The sequence below is a fragment of the Clostridiales bacterium genome (assembly GCA_017569285.1).
Lineage (GTDB): Bacteria > Bacillota > Clostridia > Christensenellales > Aristaeellaceae > Aristaeella.
This window is the reverse complement of the sequence record CP069419.1, coordinates 2,907,479-2,923,997: the sequence shown is the minus strand read 5'-3', so window position 1 is coordinate 2,923,997 and position 16,519 is coordinate 2,907,479. Positions and strand designations below refer to the sequence as shown.

Below are 16,519 nucleotides of genomic sequence, written 5' to 3'. Positions count from 1 at the left end.
CATTCTGTCCACAGAAGGCTGTGAAGAACCAGACAACTTTAATCTATTATATCACTGTACCGGCGCTGTGCCAACACAGTTTCTCACTGGATATGCCCAATCCGGGGATCAGGCCCCGATGTATTCCGCCAGCACCTTCAGCGTGTTCTCCGCGCCGTCCCGGTGGCTCCGCTCATACCCATGGGATGCATACACCCCCGCGCCGATCAGCCCGTGCCGCAGGTCCGCGCCGGCATCCAGCGTCGCTTCCACGTCGCTGCCGTAGTGCGGATAGATGTCCACGGCATAGTCTGCGCCGCTGCGCTTTGCCGCCTCGATCAGTCCCGTCACCACGGGATAGCTGTACGGGCCGTGGCTGTCCTTTGCGCAGATGGATACCTGCCGCTCGGTGCACTGCAGCCCCTCGCCCACACAGCCCATGTCCACGGAGATTGCCTCCGTGCATCCGGCGGGCACGCTTCCGGATCCGCCGTGGCCCACTTCTTCATACACCGTAATATGCGCGTAGATTGCCCATTCCGGCACGATCTTCTCGTCCTTCAGGTACTTCGCCAGCCCCAGCAGGATGCCGACGCTCAGCTTGTCGTCCAGGAAGCGGCTCTTGATGTATCCGCTCTTCGTCACGCGCACGTTCGGCTCAAAGCATACGATGTCCCCCACCTGGATGCCCAGCTTCAGCGTGTCCTCTTTGCTCTTCACGTCCTCGTCCAGTACCACTTCGCAGGTGCTCCAGCTCCGCTTCGTGTCGTTGTAGTCCCCGTTCACATGGATCGAGGCGTTGCACAGCTGGAAGGTCCCCTCGTAGATGCCGTTTCCCTTCGTCACCACGCGTACGTTCTCCGTCTCCGCGTTGTTGGGGTTCATCCCGCCCAGGTTAGTCAGGCGCAGGCGTCCGTTTCCCTTCACCTCCGCCACCATGCCGCCCAGCGTATCCACATGGGCTTCCAGCAGCAGGCCGTTCTCCTTGTCTTTTCCGCCCAGGTCCACCAGCACGCCGCCCTTGTTGGTCAGCTTCGCCTCATACCCGAGCTTTTCAAATTCCGCCTTCACCCACTTCGCCGCCTCTTCCGTATACCCCGTCGGCGAGTCGATGTTCAGCACCGCTTCCGTTTCCTTCACAATAAAATCCGTATACTTCTTCCAGTTCTTCTTCATGGTGTTTCTCCTTAAATGCTGGGATTGTTATTTCATAGGTATATAAGCTCAGTAACGCTTAATGTGGCCCCATAATTGGGGTATGGAGCGAAGCAAGCATGCTCGGAACAGGGGGACTGTCCCGCTCGTACCGCTCCGCAACAGAATTGTTCAATAAAGGCAGGAGCTACGATTTGCTGTAACTGGAGCGGGACCACGGGACTGTCCCCTCTGTTCCGACAGAATCAAGCCTGAATCAGAACGGCTTCAGATTCATGTCAGCGGAGCAGCTGACAAGAAACTCAGCCAGCAGCTCAATACATTCCTGAATGTCGTTCATCGACCCAACCTCCGCCGGATTATGCATATACCTCAGCGGAATCGACACCAGCGCAAACGGCACGCCGATGCCCGTCCTCGTCATCGTATCCCCGTCCGTCCCGGTTCTTCCTCCCGCCGCTTCAATCTGTACCTTCATGTTCAGCTTCTTCGCGGCGTCCTTCAGGTACTCATTCACCTTTTTGTGAATGGCCGGGCTGTTGCACAGCACCGGGCCCTTCCCCACGCAGATGTCCCCGGTCTCCGCTTCGCTGATGCCGCAGTTGTCGGATGTATAGGTCACATCCACCGCGATGGCGATGTTCGGCTTCACCCGGCTGGCGGCGAAATACGCGCCGCTCCCGCAGGTTTCCTCCCCGATGGTGCTCACCGCCCAGCAGCCGACGGACGCGCCCTTCTTCTTCGCCTCCGCCACCGCTTCCATCACGATATACGCGCCGATCCGGTCGTCCATGGCCCGGGCTGTAATGCAGCCGTTCAGCATTTCCCTTACGTCCGTGTCAAACGACACCGTATCGCCCAGCTCCACATACTTCTGCGCGTCTTCCTTGTCCTTGGCCCCGATGTCAATCCGCAGTGCGGAAGCCTCCAGGTCCTTGTTCTTGGAGATATCCTCGCTGTTGGCCACCGCGCCGTAGATCACGCCGCTCTTCGTGTACACCCGTACCTTGTGTCCGGGATAGGTGGAAACATAGATCCCGCCGATCTTCCGGACCATCAGGGTGCCGTCGTTCCCGATGGCGGTCACCATCAGGCCGATCTCGTCCGCGTGCCCGGCCAGCAGCACCTTGAAGTCTGCCTCCGGGTTCACCGCCGCGGTCACATTGCCCAGCTCGTCCACCGTCACGGTGTCGGCCTTGCCCTGCATGTAGTCATAAATCTTCTTTTCCAGCTCCGCCTCGTTCCCGCCGACGGAACCCGTTCTCAGCATGTCAAATAGGAATTCCTTGTTCATCTGTTTTTCCTCCGTGGTACTGTTTCCGCAGGGATAGGTTTATTATATTTCTCTTCCGTTGCTGATTCAAGCAAGTTCGGAACAAAGGGACGAACATCTGACGACTGCGTTCCGGAACAATGGGACGAACCTCTGATGATCCGCAGTGCGGGGAATTTCATCAGAGGTGAGTTCAATCGAAAGGGAGCAAGCTCTCCAGTGGAGAGTTGCGACCATTGAGATTGCGGATAGTGTCCCGCTCGTACCGCTCCGTTTCGGAATAGCCTGTAAAATTCAAAAGCAGCTCGATATCACAATCGGAGCGGGACCACGGGACTGTCCCCGACGTTCCGAAAGTCAAGCCCGGAATAGTACAAAACCGTCCCTGATGTTCCGAAAAATCAACTAAACCTCTTCCAGGTACCGTACCGCCTTTCCGGTCCTGCGGGCGTACTCAATCTCGCTCCGGGTGCTCTCGCCGATATACCCGCCGACATTGATCACATAGATCTCATCCGCCATGTCAATCTTCCGCTTGTGCATGTCGTCCAGCATTTCCTTCGTGCCGGGCTTCCATACCTCGTCGTCCCCGGCGTGGCCGAACAGGCCCACGCTGATCACGATATTCCCCTCCAGGGTCAGGCGCTTCTGGGCCTCCATGAAGGCATCCCGGAAGCGCGTGCTGCCGCAGAGGGTGATGACTTTGTATTTGCCGACCATGTGCCTGTAAATCCTTCTTTCTTTCAGTAAATGATACCATGTGGACAGGCTCTCCACTTTCTGTCCGATCAATTCCCTATCTTCCAAGTTTTGAAGGATCAAATACGGTGTATGTTTCCTTTCCCTCAAAGAACGCCTTTATGGTTCCGCCAATATGCTGCAGCCACAGTGGTGTTGTATATGGCGCTGCAAGATACCAGAGAATCAACCCGCCTATAACAATGCCAGCGATGATGCCCAGTATACCAGTTCCGGACTTGCTGCTTTGCCTTGGCTGGGATTGCGTGGCTATTTTCTCCATGTTGCCCGGGAACACACATCCGCACTGAGGGCAGCTGATTGCATCCCTGCTGATCCATCTCCCACAGTCAGGGCAAACCATTAAAGTCTTGGGGATGTCTGTTGGACTTGTATTCGAGGGGGACATATCCCTGTTTGCTGGCGCGTGTTTGCCGGATTCTTCTGGCGTTGACGGAACTGTATTGCTTGTCTGACTGGCACGGTTTGCCCTAGCTTCATCAACAACAAAACCGCAGGTTTCGCATCGGCCGTCTTTCAAGTACATACCACCGCACTTAGGGCAGGAGAATCTGACCATTCATGCACCTCCTCTATTGCTTAATCACTTCGTGAAATAAGGTCTAAGATGCTCCCTCAGTGCCTCATCATATACATACACAAACGCCCCATGGATTCCCCGGGTCAGCAATGTGGCATAGATATTCAGGATATATGAGCGCAGCGCTTCATAGTCATTGCCGACTGCTTTTCCGAGGCTGTCCTTGTATTTCCCCTTGTCAACCTCAATCCGGCCGGATGTCTTGTCATAATAGATTTCCGGCCCGAAGATCACGCCGACATAGTTTAAATCATATCCCTGTACGGTATGGATGCATCCGACTTCATACGGCAGGCGGTCCGAATTGATCCAGTCCGTATCCGTCCGGTTCCAGATATATCCCCGGCCGATGTCAATATCCCGTTTTGTTGTATTTTTCGGTTCCCCTTTGGTAATCCATTCCCATCCGTAACCAGCCACCGCGCAGCACAGGTCATACTTCTGGTCCAGACGGTTGATCTCATCCATCATCGGATCAATTTCATCATAGAACCGGATGGTATAATCCTTGAATTCCCCATGCGGTTCAAGCAGGGGCTTCGCCTGTTCTTTCATCATGGCAGTATATGATACCGGTGCATCCGCAGCCTTTATAAAGCCGCCGATATCCAGCACTTCATGAATGTACTGGATATAGTCATCCCCGCCCAAGCAACGCAGCTGGGAGGACAGTTTCAGCATATGTTTTTGTCCTTGCTCATCCAGAATGTCACGGAACATGTTTTTCGGAATATCGGATGGTCTTACTGACTGTGCTGAATCATAAAACAGAATCTGCATTTTCCCGGATTGCATAATCCAATCCAGCTCTGTAGCATCCTTCGGCAAACCAAGTGCCTGGTTAATCCGGTCATATGCCGGATATTGGCTGAGCGCTGCTCTTCTCCGCAGACGGTGCGCTTCATCACAAATAAGCAGATCAAACGGTTTTTCCTGCGCCGCTTTGGCCGCTTCCGCAGGTGTCATGATAATCGAATCCGGAATGCCGCGGATTGTTCCAAAAACCTTCTTCAATGTTTTTCGCAAAGATTGTTGCGGCACAATGAATCCAATCCTCAGTTCTTTCCCCGTCAAAGCTGCCCGGAAGCTCTCTGTTCCGTCTTCTGCTTCTGTTTCCTCTCCGGTTTCATATGTATTATTCCTTAGGTCAAAAAGGAGTTTGATCAGGAACACGGCCAGTATGGTTTTCCCGGTCCCGGCTCCACCCTCAACGATTACAGTTTCTTCATTCCCATTGTCCAAGCATTGCACCAGAATACCCAGGATTTCCTCCATAACCCGTTCCTGGTCCCGGGTCAGCGACTTATAGGGAGAGTATTTATACAGGTCGGAATTTTCAATATCCCGGATTCCGTTATCGACGATCTTTAGTTCTTTCAGCTTTTCCCAGATCTTTTCAAACTGTTCTTCATATCCTGAACGGTCGAAATAATCGAAATTAGCCAGACCAGCGTTGCCGTTCTGGAGCTTATATTTGCCATCAGCCGAAATGTATTTGATCAGAAAGGATTCCAGATCCAGAATAACAGATTTATTGAACGTGTCGTCTGTAACTATATGGATGGTCTTCAGGCGTTTCCGGTCAGCTACTTGCCAGTGCTGTGCTGCACGCCTCCCGGCATTCAGTGTTTCTCCGACATACGCTTCCTCGAGCTCATCGTTATGGATTATATAGACTACCGGCCAGTTGGAACCGTATTCCCTTTTCCCTTTCTTCCATTGCTCAATCAGACTCTGACTGTTGCCGTCAAAGGGATAATCCCGAATCTGAACATTAAAGTTGATCATACTTCGTGCTTCTCCCCTTGCTTTTGTCTACAGGATATTTCTCCGCATTTTTCTTCATCTTCTTACGAACGATCTCAATGGGATCAAGTCCCAGCTTCGTAGCCATCTGCAGGCAGTAGTTCAACACATCAGCCAGTTCCTCTTCCACCTTTTCAATAGCAGGATCATTGCTCCACTGGTAGCATTCCAACAGTTCTCCCGCTTCAATGGAAATAGACTTGGCCAGATTCTCCGGGGAATGGAACTGATCCCAATCTCTTTCTTCGGAGAATGCTGCCACTTCCTGCATCAGATCATGAATATCGCTCATGGAAGTAACCTCTTTATTAATATCAGATAAAAAATATTATATACGGGTGTTCAAAAAATGAAAAGGTAAAACTATTATTCATTACAATCAATTGCGCTTTATAACAATGAGTTGTTCTGAAAGATCTCAATCCGCGCCTCCTACGCGGGAGGCGACCCATCCGGGCCTGTCCGTCAGTGGACCGGTAATCATTTCAATCCGCGCCTCCTACGCGGGAGGCGACAGCCCCGGTCATATCCGACATTCTTCAAGCAGTAATTTCAATCCGCGCCTCCTACGCGGGAGGCGACATGACGGGACGTGAGCTGATCGAGTGGATCCGGAAATTTCAATCCGCGCCTCCCGTGCGGGAGGCGACATAGTAACGGAGCTCGGGCTGATCGTCCAACCGTTATTTCAATCCGCGCCTCCCGTGCGGGAGGCGACCGGTGGGATGATCCTCTTTCCGAACACATACACATTTCAATCCACGCCTCCCGTGCGGGAGGCGACACATGATAAACATTGCAACAGCAACAGCAATAGGATTTCAATCCACGCCTCCCGTGCGGGAGGCGACCAACCCGGATCGGGGAAGTCATACCCGGTGCGCCATTTCAATCCGCGCCTCCCGTGCAGGAGGCGACCACGCCGGTCTTTCCGAAGGCCGTGCAGTCGAAATTTCAATCCGCGCCTCCCGTGCGGAAGGCGACAGCGTTCCTTGACCCGGAAAAGGGCATTTGCAAATTTCAATCCGCGCCTCCCGTGCGGGAGGCGACAAAGAAAAACTGTTGATTCTGCTCGTTTTCGTTATTTCAATCCGCGCCTCCCGTGCGGGAGGCGATTAGTGGTTCATCTCCACTTGATGTAGGACACACATTTCAATCCGCGCCTCCCGTGCGGGAGGCGACACGTTCCTAGTGGCGGTGATCGCGTATCTGATCGGATTTCAATCCGCGCCTCCTACGCGGGAGGCGACACCGCAGGGTGGTCTGTATCCGGCTGTGGCCCAGATTTCAATCCGCACCTCCCGTGCGGAAGGCGACCGGGTAAGGCAGAAAAGGTACGCAAGCTTCAGCAATTTCAATCCGCACCTCCCGTGCGGGAGGCGACAGGTTTCACGGATAACCGTCTGAACCAGGTCGTAATTTCAATCCGCGCCTCCTACGCGGGAGGCGACCTTCTGCATTTCTGTCTGTGCTGCCATCATCCCCTGATTTCAATCCGCGTCTCCCGTGCGGGAGGCGACTTTCCACAAATCGGACATTTTTGTTCCTTCCCATTATTTCAATCCGCGCCTCCCGTGCAGGAGGCGACTATGCGGTTGTATAGACTCCCCATTGATAAGGATTTCAATCCGCGCCTCCCGTGCGGGAGGCGACTGGTGTAGGCCGCCAGCTGCGTCACGGTCATGTTATTTCAATCCGCGCCTCCCATGCGGGAGGCGACATCGCCGATCATAGCAGCACCGCAGTGTCCGCAATTTCAATCCGCGCCTCCCGTGCGGGAGGCGACCGGTCAGCGTGGCCGCTTCCATGTAGGTCGCGTTATTTCAATCCGCGCCTCCACTGCGGGAGGCGACACGTCGTTGTCCGCGAAACCTTCGCCGCAAAGGAAATTTCAATCCGCGCCTCCCGTGCGGGAGGCGACCGGTGGTGATCGGAAACCGCCGGATGGAAGCGGCATTTCAATCTGCGCCTCCTACGCGGGAGGCGACCTGCGGTTTCATCTTCCCACCACTCGCCATAAAAATTTCAATCCGCACCTCCCGTGTGGGAGGCGACAAGACTTCATATAACTCATGTCATATATACTACAGATACTTGCTCAGGAATTGATGATTTATCAACTGTTACTTCGTAATCTGAATAGTCCCGCGCCGGTCCATCTTGCTTGATTTTCTTAACACGCACTGAATCAAACAGCTTATATGCAGGTGCATTGCCAAGTTCATTATCATGCTTGAAAACAATGAGTTCACGTACAGCCATTTTCCCACGAGCAGCTGAATGATCAATCTCAAACATATTCAGAATTGCAGTCCAAAGCAACTTCAAATCATCCTCATTGAAGTGGGTCACCTTTCGAGCGAGATTTGCTGAAATATATCCCTCCGCGCGATATAATGCATAAGGCACAATATATTTCCGTCCCATTTCAGTCTTTTTGATTTCTGCATCCGCTATTGTTGTGATTGCAGTGCGCGTAATGGTGAGTTCCTGCGGTACAATAGGATCAATGCTTCTGGCAAAGGAAATCTGCACAGGGCCACGTACCTGGCCGCAATTCAAGGCGCCTTTTGTAAACGTGGTCATCACTGCGCCGAACGTACGAATATCGAAAAAATGCTGACACATAAAATCCCGTACTTTCACATCAAGGTCTTTGTCATTTTTCTTTGCTTCCTTGATCTTATCTTCTGTAATGCCATAAGCTTCAAGGGCGGTTCTGTCGCTTTGGTTCAGCGGCACTCCATCCTTGATGTAAATGTGATAATTCGGATCGTCTTCCTTCACGGTTTCCACATAATTCCTGATTTTACGCTTCAGGCACACATCTGTAACAATGCCATATCCTGTTTCCGGATCAACTCTGGGCATATTGCCGGCATCGGGATCACCATTGGGATTTCCATTTTCCACATCGAAGAGAATTACAAACTCATAACGGTTCTTAATCACATCTGCCATTTTACTTTTCCTCCGTTTCTGTCGTCTTCTTTTCGTAAAGTTTTTGAGTCTGATGATAGTAACCCAGAATAAATGCACCCTGATCCTGTAACAAAAGATGCGTTGGGAACTGCATGCTCAGGCGTTCGGTCAATTCGCCTATTTGCTTTGTCCAATATAATGATTTCCCCGTATCGAGTTTTTTCAGGTGGCTGTTTGACAGTTTCAACAATATCGGGAAAACCGCTCCAGGTGTGGCACACGCCGAATTGAAGAAGCGGTCTTTAATTGTTGCGTTGATTCCTGGATTGGCATCCTTCTGGACTTTTTCAAGTACAGCAAATAAGCGTCCTAGCACATACGGTGTAAAACTGCTTTCCTGGTTTAATGACACGGTCGTCACCTCCTTAATCTTATTGTTTGCATAATCTCCCGTGTTTCTTATCAGGTATGCTTTGATAATTCCTGCTCGTCCACGTGTCACATCATGCTCGGCACGAATTCGCAGAAGAGTCTGGTTCATGAGTGTTTCCGGATATCGTGTGCCTGAAATCATACTCCTCATCACATCTCCGGCCAACTGCGGTAGCGGGGTTTTGTCACTGGATTTTTGATTGACTGTCTCCCTGAGCAAAGCCCACAATGGGATGTTCAGCCACTTGCTTCTATTGTCGGAAATAATACTGATACCATCGTAGTGCCTTTTAAGATTGGAAATAACTGTTCCGAACCTGCTGTGCCAGAAAAAGCGAACAGACAGGCGTGCAGCATTCGGTGATATTCCCAGAATATAGAACTCATTATCCGGCATAACTGGTAAGCCCTCGAAGTTATAGGGCTTGCCGCTTGTAACAGCGTCCATCAGGCTATTCAAATCTGCATCTGTCACCTGATCACTATTTCCATCCAGCAATGCTGCAAAGGCATCCTGGTATTGCGGGCCTCCAGAAGCAGCCCAATATACCACGGTTGTATTGCCGATTACCTTTACATGATCTCTGTCTGAAGTCAGATAATTCAATGCACTGGTATATGCAAAAGCAGCATACTTGCTGATCGGGGCATTTGCGTTTTGCTCATGACCAAATGAACAAAATGCGGGGGCATTGAAAGAAACAAGTGCTGCTCCGGAAGATTGCGCATCGCGAACATGCATAATCGCGGGATGTACAAGTTCCGGAACTGTTCTTTTGCCGGTTACAAGGCAGCGCATTTCTTCTCCATCTGCCTTATTCCCGTAAGCTTCTGACCATACTGCTCTGATTTTGGGATCTTCTGAAATCATTTGTCCATCAAAGAAAAACGTCAAATTATCCCCGGCAAGAAGATCTTCCGCACATTCAGAAAGAACAGGATGGTTTTCCGCCAATTGCGGATCCCAGTTCATAAAAAAGTTGATCAGTGCTTCTGCAGGTAAAGAATCTGCTTTCTTAAGAAGCGAGCAATGAAGATCCTTTGCTGTCATAAAGCATGCTTTGGCTCGTTCCGGTTTTCCTTTCGTATCCACGCCAAGAATGTAGGATGTATTATCCCACATGAAGTTAGGAGCAATGCCGGAAGACCGTTTAACAGGTGCTGGCATATTCATCTCTCTGGGAAGCAATTTTTTACCATCTTCACTGGGATGTCTGAGGGGCAAGACACTGACTAATTGTCCGTCTTTGTTTATCTCGATTGCCCAGGATATTTTGACATTTGACCATCCTGGACGTCCGATTCTGCCTTGCCCTGCCAACAGTTCATAATAATCTGTCAAGGCCTGGAGAATCATGTAAACACCTCACAATCAGTCAGATTTAGCACACCAGAGTCCAGCACTGCGCGGAAAAACTGTGGCCGGATGTTTTCCGGATCGGAATAATCCATATCGTAGAGCATAAATCCCAAATCTCTCCGATCATTTGGATAAGCCGTTTTTAGTTCTTCCCCCGACCATTCCCTGAAATTCGCTGGGAATTCGCGAGTTCCAAGATATGGTTGGTGATAGCACTGTCCCTTTTTTAGTCGCCGATGAACAATGTCTGTGATCTTGCCATGATTATCTTCAGGAGATGCTTTTTCAGTAATCACAAAATGTGCTTCAATCACATAATGCACATCTTCCAAAAGCATAGAGGCTCTTTGCTGAATACACTCCTGAGTACAGAGGTACAGTTCTCCTTTCCCACCGGTCATCACACTTCTGGCTTTGGAAGCGGATGCCTTCGCGGAAACTTCATTTCTCCGGATATTTGTGAAGCGGATTGGATTCAGGACATAGATTTTATCAACAACCCATTGAATCCCCGGATGCCAGTAAATCGCTTCAAGCAATCCGCGTGCAGCTGATGGTGTCATCACGTCATAGCTGACGCGTTCCACCTTCATTTCCGGTCTTGTAAACAAAGCGTATTTTCCCCAAACTTCTACCATAAATCCCATTCTTTACACCCCCTTTCTCAGTTATATGAATATTGCCTGGTCTTGTTCGGAAACCGTAAACGGAAGTCCCGTTTCTTGTGAATAAATACTGATATCTGTCAGTATTCCGGATGTATCAGTAATCTTATCAATCATGCCTTTTCGTTCCAACTGCTCAAAGTACTGATGGTAAACAGATACAGAATACTGCCCCAGCTTTTGAAGAATGGTCCGGGATGGGCCTTCTTCGCGTAATCGTTGTGCCAATGCTTTCCCCTCGCTGATTGGAATATAAATTGTATATCCTGCGCCTTCAATCATTCTGAAATGTCTTGCCACAGTTTCAAACATCAGTTTTTCCGCATCGTGCAGAATACCTTTCTCATCCAACTGTTTCTCATCTTTCAGCGTATATAGCAAAAACTGAAAATACTCATGTATTGCATCGGGAGAATCGATCTGTTCATAACAGCGAAGTATTCTTTCCGTGGCAGCAATGTTCTGCTCCAGCATTTTGGGTGCTTTGTCTTCTGTTCTGAATACATGGACAATGCTGTTTTCCGCTGAGCGTTTCCCCTCTCTATTACATCTGCCGCCCGTCTGGACAATTGAATCCAGTCCTGCCAGAGCACGCCAGACAACAGGGAAATCAACATCCACCCCTGCTTCAATCAGGCTGGTCGAAATGACGCGGCATGTTTCTCCGTTCTTTAGCCGTTCCCGTATCAGCCTTAACTTTTCTTTGCGATCGTACGGGGTCATCATAGTTGACAGGTGAAATGTCCCTTCTTCTGTCTCTAAAAGTGAGTAAAGAGATTGCGCCTGCCGCCTGCTGTTTACAACACACAGAACCTGTTGTGTTCCTTTCACTCGTTCAATCAGTTGCTCATCTGGCAAATATCCTTCATCTTTATAATGTACTCGCCGAAAAGCTTCGTACATTTGTTCCGGTTCGGGGCACAATTCCCGTATTTCAGCATCTTCTGCATATTTTTTTATAAGTGGCCCGATTGCCGGCTGTGTTGCCGTACATAAAACTGCCGAGCACTTAAAATGTTGCACCAGTTGGCATATCCCAGAGATACAGGCTTCAAGCAATGGAACCGGAAGCATCTGTGCTTCATCAAATATAATCACGCTATTAGCGATATTATGTATTTTTCGGCTTTTCCCCGGTTGTGCAGCATACAGCGATTCAAAAAACTGCACTGCTGTTGTCAGGATTATCGGTGCTTCCCAGTTTTCAACTGCAAAGGCCTTTTTGTCATTATCCGAATCGTTTTCTCCGCGTTGATATTCAGCTCCAGAATAATGAGCGGTAATTTGGTCCCTCCCAAAGACTTCCTCAAAGACCCCTTGTGTTTGCTCCAATATTGAACAATATGGAATTACATAGATGATTCGGCGTTTATTGTGTACCGCAGCATGATTCAGTGCAAACGCCATCGATGAAATTGTTTTCCCACCTCCTGTCGGCACCGCCATGCTGAAAAGACCTGGTGTCCAGGAACCTGCATCCATTGCTGCCCTCAGTATCTTGCAACGCCGGATATTAATATCCTCTTTTGCATCCCACCACTTCTCTACATACAGATCAAGTTTTCTTTTCAGGTCATTCATATTCGCCTCTGGGATTGCATATGAACATCCTGAAAAATATGCTTCAGTATCCAACCAGTCTGCATCTGTCAGGCTGGAAAACATCATTCTGATCAGATAGTAATAATCGAGTCCCGTCAGATCTGGATAATGAAATGTTTCAGGAGATTCAATCTCTTGATGCCAAGCATTGTATTCTTCCAGTTCTCCTGCTTTTGCATGGTTTATTCTGGCCATGAACGTGCCTTCCATATCATTGCGAGTGCCAAGATCTGTAAGTCCTCCGTGATGTCCAGCTATACAGATTGCTGCCGGTATATTATTTGCTTTGAACAGTTCAAAAGCACCGGCAGTCGAATGATCTACTTTGTTGTTGCTGCCATTGAGGCGTGCTTGGAAAGCCTGTGAGTATTTTCCGATATCATGGAACATACCACATATTTCACCAGCATCTTTTATTCCAAAAGAAGAGCAGAATATTCCTGTCAAATGCGCAACATTTTTCAGATGAACCACCAGTTTTTGTCCTTCCGGTGTTTCATTCGTTGCACTATGAGCCAAGTAACCTACAGAATCCAACATTTTCTCTCCTTTGGTATATGGATTTTTCGTTTATTTTCTCAGATAGTATTTCTATATAGTATCTCGTTATCCTTTTTAGTGTAGAGGTAGTAACTTTGTTTCATTTGCTTTTCGTATAGTTCTCAGGCGTCTTTCATCCTGTTAACAATCCCCATAAACACAGGGATGTTCATAGTGCGGTGCAGGATGGCGAAGACGAAGGGGCGGTTGAGGATGACTTCCTTTTCCTCGTCCGGAGGGAGGCTGCCGAGGAGATGGATGGCTGTGGCAGCTTTTGCTTTCGCGCCGTTGCGGTCCAGTTCGATCTTGGCTTTGTGGATGATCTGTTTGGATGTGTGTTTTGCAGTGGTCAGGGTGGAGAGGTCGGCGTTTGTTGTGAGGGCTTCCGTGATGCCCAGGTCGGCGCAGGTCTGCTTTATGTTGGTTTCGGTTTCAATGGTGAATTCAGGCATGGCAGTGTGGACGATTGCATAGGTGCTGCGTTTTTGAAGCCTCTGGAAGTTGGTGGCTGAGATCAGCTGCTGGAGGGCTTCCAGGCGTTTTGCTTTGGGGAGCAGGGCTGCGAAGGAGTAGTCACACTGCTGGAAGTCCTTGATAAATCCGGTGGCCAGGTCGGTTTCGATGTAGTTGTTTTCTGTGCTGTACATCATGTTCACTCTGGCTTTGGTATTGTCACTGTTTGTGAATACGCGCTTTTTAACCTGGCTGTTTGTATAGGGGGCCAGCCACATGGCTTCGAAGAGAACGGTATTGGCAAGCGCCAGGATGGTATCGGAGGGCGTGGTGTTTTTCGGGAGTTCCAGGCGTCCGTGTTCCATGGCGTTGAACCAGGCTTCCATTGCGGCTTCGACATTGTTGGTCCCCATGAGGGTTCCGTCATAGGTGTCGGCGAAGTAGTTTCCGAATGCCGGGTTGAAGGTGTTTTGGATGTCGTCACGAACGAATACCGCATTGGCGGTATCCAGGTGGCGGCTGTAGTCCGGGATGACGGGGCTGCTGCCGAAGGGGTTTTCGTATGCGGTGATATTGGCAAAGTCGATCTTGGTCAGTTCTTTTTGGGTTTTCTGCAGCTGTTCCGGCAAGCCTTCCGGGTTCATGCTGCCGCAGAGGACCTGCAGGATTTCTTCCCGGGTTTTTCCATTTGCGGCGTCTGCCAGTATGGAGAGTATGGAGATGATCGAAAAGGGAGAAAAGACGATATTCTCCCCCGGTGTTTGTGTGGTGAGTGAACGGAGGAACTGGGCGGCCAGGTGATTGTACCGGTTGAGAAAGTCCTGTCTGTTCATGGCGTTTGGCCTCCTGTGGGTGGTCTTCCTGCGGGTTTGTGCGGTTGGGGGTTGGGTTGGTGCTGGGGTGTGGCTTTGGGTTGGTTTTGTTCCCCTTTACAATTTCATTATACGCTTTGGATGCGACAGAAAACCAACATCGGGATCGTTTTTTCCGCTTGGCTTGTCCGGCAAAACCAGGCAGTGCTGTCAGCGGGCTGTCCTCTTTGACGGAAGTGCGGGTTTCGGGTATGATGGTTTCCGGTAATGCTTTTTGTTGGAGATTGGTATGAATGTGATGGATACTTCCGCGGAGATGTTGTCTGCGTATGAGGGCGGGCACTTCTGCCTGGAGCGGTGGGAAGAGTATATCGGGCGGTGTGTGCCCGGTGCCGGGGAACTGAACCTGGCGGAGATGCGGGAGACGGTGGCCGCGGGATATTCCTGGGAGAAGGAATTCCTGCCGGTGCTGGATGCGTGTTATGCGTCATCCGCGAAACGGGAGGAGGCAGTCTGGTCCTTCCACCGGGTAACGGACGGGCTGGACGGGCGGATTGTCTCGCGTTTCGGCCGCACGGTGGATGCGGATATTGTGCTGTACCTGGGGCTGTGTGCCGGTGCCGGGTGGGTGACGCCGGTCAACGGCAGAACCACGGTGCTCCTGGGGATGGAAAAGATCCTGGAGCTGGACTGGGGCGGCATGGATGCCATGACCGGGCTCATTGTCCATGAGCTGGGGCATGTGTACCATTCGCAGTACGGGAACCTGGATATGGAAACCGGTACAGGCCGGGATGCGTTCATATGGCAGCTGTTTACCGAGGGGATCGCCATGGTCTTTGAGCAGGAGGTCGTCGGGGATCCGGAATACTTCCACCAGGATCAGGGTGGGTGGAAGGAATGGTGCCGTCATAATGTTGAAAAAATCCGGGAGGCATTTTTCCGGGACCTGGATACCATGACGAATGATACCCAGCGCTATTTCGGGGACTGGGTGCGGTTTGAGGGGCACGGTGATACCGGTTATTACCTGGGCACGCGGTTTGTCCGGTTCCTGCTGGAGAGCGATGATTTCGACCGCCTGGTCCGGTACGGCATGGAGGAAGTGCGGGACGGGTTCATGCGGTTTATGCAGGCGGAACTGGATTGATGTTTCGGGAGATTTCCGGGGAGGAATAATGGGTGATGGATATTTCTTACAGCGGCAGTGTGCTGGATGTGGATGGCAAATCCTTCATCTTTCCGTTTGACATCGGTCAGGTGATCACGGACGGTGAATATGTGTTTGTCCGGCTGGATCTTCCCATGGAGAAAAAATACCGGCATGAGTCCACGAATATCTATGGAATCCGGGATGGGAAGGTCATATGGCAGAATGAGGATCCGCATCTTGTTTATCAATATGACTATTGTCCCTTTGAAGGCATATACTTTGAGGACGGAAAACTGGCGGCATTTGATTTTTACTCGCTCAGGGTGGTCTTCAGCAAAGAAACCGGCAAGGTGGAGGGCGAACTGCCTCCCGGCCGGTGGTAAGATGAATGCGTCCATGGAAGAGATTCAGGCTGCGCCTGAATCTTTTTTTGCGGGTTCAATTTGGGGTTGCTGGTTTTTGGGGAGTGGGGCTGGTATGTTGTCTGTGGGCAGTAGCCCGGAAGGAGGGATTCAGGTGCTGAATGAGCATGAACGGAACTGGGTAACGCAGATTGCACTGGATGTGATGCGCGGGGGAAAGATGCCGGAGGGGCTGAGTCCTGAGATGGAGGAAGCAGTCCGGAGGAATGCCGCGTATTTCCGGAAGGTCCGTGATGCCATGGGGGAAGAGGCGTTTTCAAAGGTTACCATTGACGTCGGGTATGACTATGACTGAGGCTCAGTCACAGCTGCGGCCAACTTCCACCAGGAGCTGGTTCCGCCACTTCTGGACAGCATAGATGCCGTTTCCGCAGCGCCAGGCGGTGCCCAGGCGGCCGGGCCGGTAGTCATTGGTACGGGTGTCCAGGAGAGTCGCCAGGACATCCCGTTTGTCTTTTCCTTCGTCCGGGGCGTCCAGGATGGTTTGGGTTTCCGCTTCGGTCAGGCCCCGGATGAGGAAGACGTCCACGCCGCAGAAAGAGCTGTGTTTTTCAATATGGAGTCCGGGTTTCTTCACTTGTTTTCTTCTCCCCTTTTCTTCTTTGG

General features: G+C 50.8%; 15 protein-coding genes and 1 CRISPR repeat array. Of the genes, 3 read left to right on the top strand and 12 right to left on the bottom strand.

Annotated elements, in window-relative coordinates:
- Positions 1–108: 108 nt before the first annotated feature.
- The 11 genes from JNO48_12970 to JNO48_12920 all read right to left on the bottom strand — a co-directional run bounded on the left by JNO48_12970 (position 109) and on the right by JNO48_12920 (position 14,359).
- A complete protein-coding gene (locus tag JNO48_12970) occupies positions 109–1,155 on the bottom strand; it encodes a M42 family metallopeptidase (protein ID QTE68085.1) in 1,047 nt (348 codons plus the stop codon).
- A gap of 235 nt (positions 1,156–1,390) precedes the next feature.
- On the bottom strand, positions 1,391–2,428 hold the full coding sequence (locus JNO48_12965) for a M20/M25/M40 family metallo-hydrolase (protein QTE68084.1): 1,038 nt from the start codon (positions 2,426–2,428) through the stop codon (positions 1,391–1,393).
- 384 nt (positions 2,429–2,812) lie between these two features.
- A complete protein-coding gene (locus JNO48_12960) occupies positions 2,813–3,127 on the bottom strand; it encodes a hypothetical protein (GenBank protein QTE69767.1) in 315 nt (104 codons plus the stop codon).
- Positions 3,128–3,203: 76 nt separating this feature from the next.
- A complete protein-coding gene (locus JNO48_12955) occupies positions 3,204–3,725 on the bottom strand; it encodes a hypothetical protein (protein QTE68083.1) in 522 nt (173 codons plus the stop codon).
- A gap of 24 nt (positions 3,726–3,749) precedes the next feature.
- On the bottom strand, positions 3,750–5,534 hold the full coding sequence (locus JNO48_12950) for a DUF2075 domain-containing protein (protein ID QTE68082.1): 1,785 nt from the start codon (positions 5,532–5,534) through the stop codon (positions 3,750–3,752).
- The gene (locus tag JNO48_12945) at positions 5,521–5,844 is read right to left on the bottom strand and encodes a nucleotide pyrophosphohydrolase (protein QTE68081.1); all 324 of its coding nucleotides are present in this window, start codon (positions 5,842–5,844) and stop codon (positions 5,521–5,523) included. Before JNO48_12945 ends, JNO48_12950 begins: the two co-directional genes overlap by 14 nt.
- Positions 5,845–5,967: 123 nt before the next feature.
- Positions 5,968–7,593: direct repeats of the CRISPR family, unit length 18 nt; unit sequence ATTTCAATCCGCGCCTCC.
- A 29-nt stretch (positions 7,594–7,622) separates the two neighbouring features.
- Positions 7,623–8,513, bottom strand: coding sequence for a type I-C CRISPR-associated protein Cas7/Csd2 (gene cas7c / locus JNO48_12940; GenBank protein QTE68080.1), 891 nt, complete (start codon positions 8,511–8,513; stop codon positions 7,623–7,625).
- Position 8,514: 1 nt separating this feature from the next.
- A complete protein-coding gene (cas8c, locus tag JNO48_12935; GenBank protein QTE68079.1) occupies positions 8,515–10,263 on the bottom strand; it encodes a type I-C CRISPR-associated protein Cas8c/Csd1 in 1,749 nt (582 codons plus the stop codon).
- Positions 10,260–10,913 carry a type I-C CRISPR-associated protein Cas5 gene (gene cas5c, locus JNO48_12930; protein ID QTE68078.1) on the bottom strand — a complete coding sequence of 218 codons (654 nt, stop codon included), beginning with the start codon at positions 10,911–10,913 and terminating at the stop codon, positions 10,260–10,262. Before cas5c ends, cas8c begins: the two co-directional genes overlap by 4 nt.
- Positions 10,914–10,934: 21 nt before the next feature.
- A complete protein-coding gene (gene cas3, locus JNO48_12925) occupies positions 10,935–13,073 on the bottom strand; it encodes a CRISPR-associated helicase Cas3' (protein QTE68077.1) in 2,139 nt (712 codons plus the stop codon).
- Between the two features lie 122 nt (positions 13,074–13,195).
- Positions 13,196–14,359 carry a hypothetical protein gene (locus JNO48_12920; GenBank protein ID QTE68076.1) on the bottom strand — a complete coding sequence of 388 codons (1,164 nt, stop codon included), beginning with the start codon at positions 14,357–14,359 and terminating at the stop codon, positions 13,196–13,198.
- A gap of 268 nt (positions 14,360–14,627) precedes the next feature.
- Between JNO48_12920 and JNO48_12915 the strand changes: the two genes are divergently transcribed.
- From JNO48_12915 to JNO48_12905, 3 genes are all read left to right on the top strand, one after another.
- The gene (locus tag JNO48_12915; GenBank protein QTE68075.1) at positions 14,628–15,488 is read left to right on the top strand and encodes a hypothetical protein; all 861 of its coding nucleotides are present in this window, start codon (positions 14,628–14,630) and stop codon (positions 15,486–15,488) included.
- Between the two features lie 35 nt (positions 15,489–15,523).
- Complete coding sequence (locus tag JNO48_12910) at positions 15,524–15,874, top strand: hypothetical protein (protein QTE68074.2); 351 nt, start codon at positions 15,524–15,526, stop codon at positions 15,872–15,874.
- Between the two features lie 133 nt (positions 15,875–16,007).
- Entirely contained in the window at positions 16,008–16,208 is a 201-nt protein-coding gene (locus tag JNO48_12905; protein ID QTE68073.1) for a hypothetical protein, read from the top strand.
- Positions 16,209–16,211: 3 nt separating this feature from the next.
- Here JNO48_12905 and JNO48_12900 read toward each other — a convergent pair whose 3' ends face one another.
- Positions 16,212–16,490: a hypothetical protein gene (locus tag JNO48_12900; protein ID QTE68072.1), complete on the bottom strand. Its 279-nt coding sequence runs from the start codon at positions 16,488–16,490 to the stop codon at positions 16,212–16,214.
- Positions 16,491–16,519 lie beyond the last annotated feature (29 nt).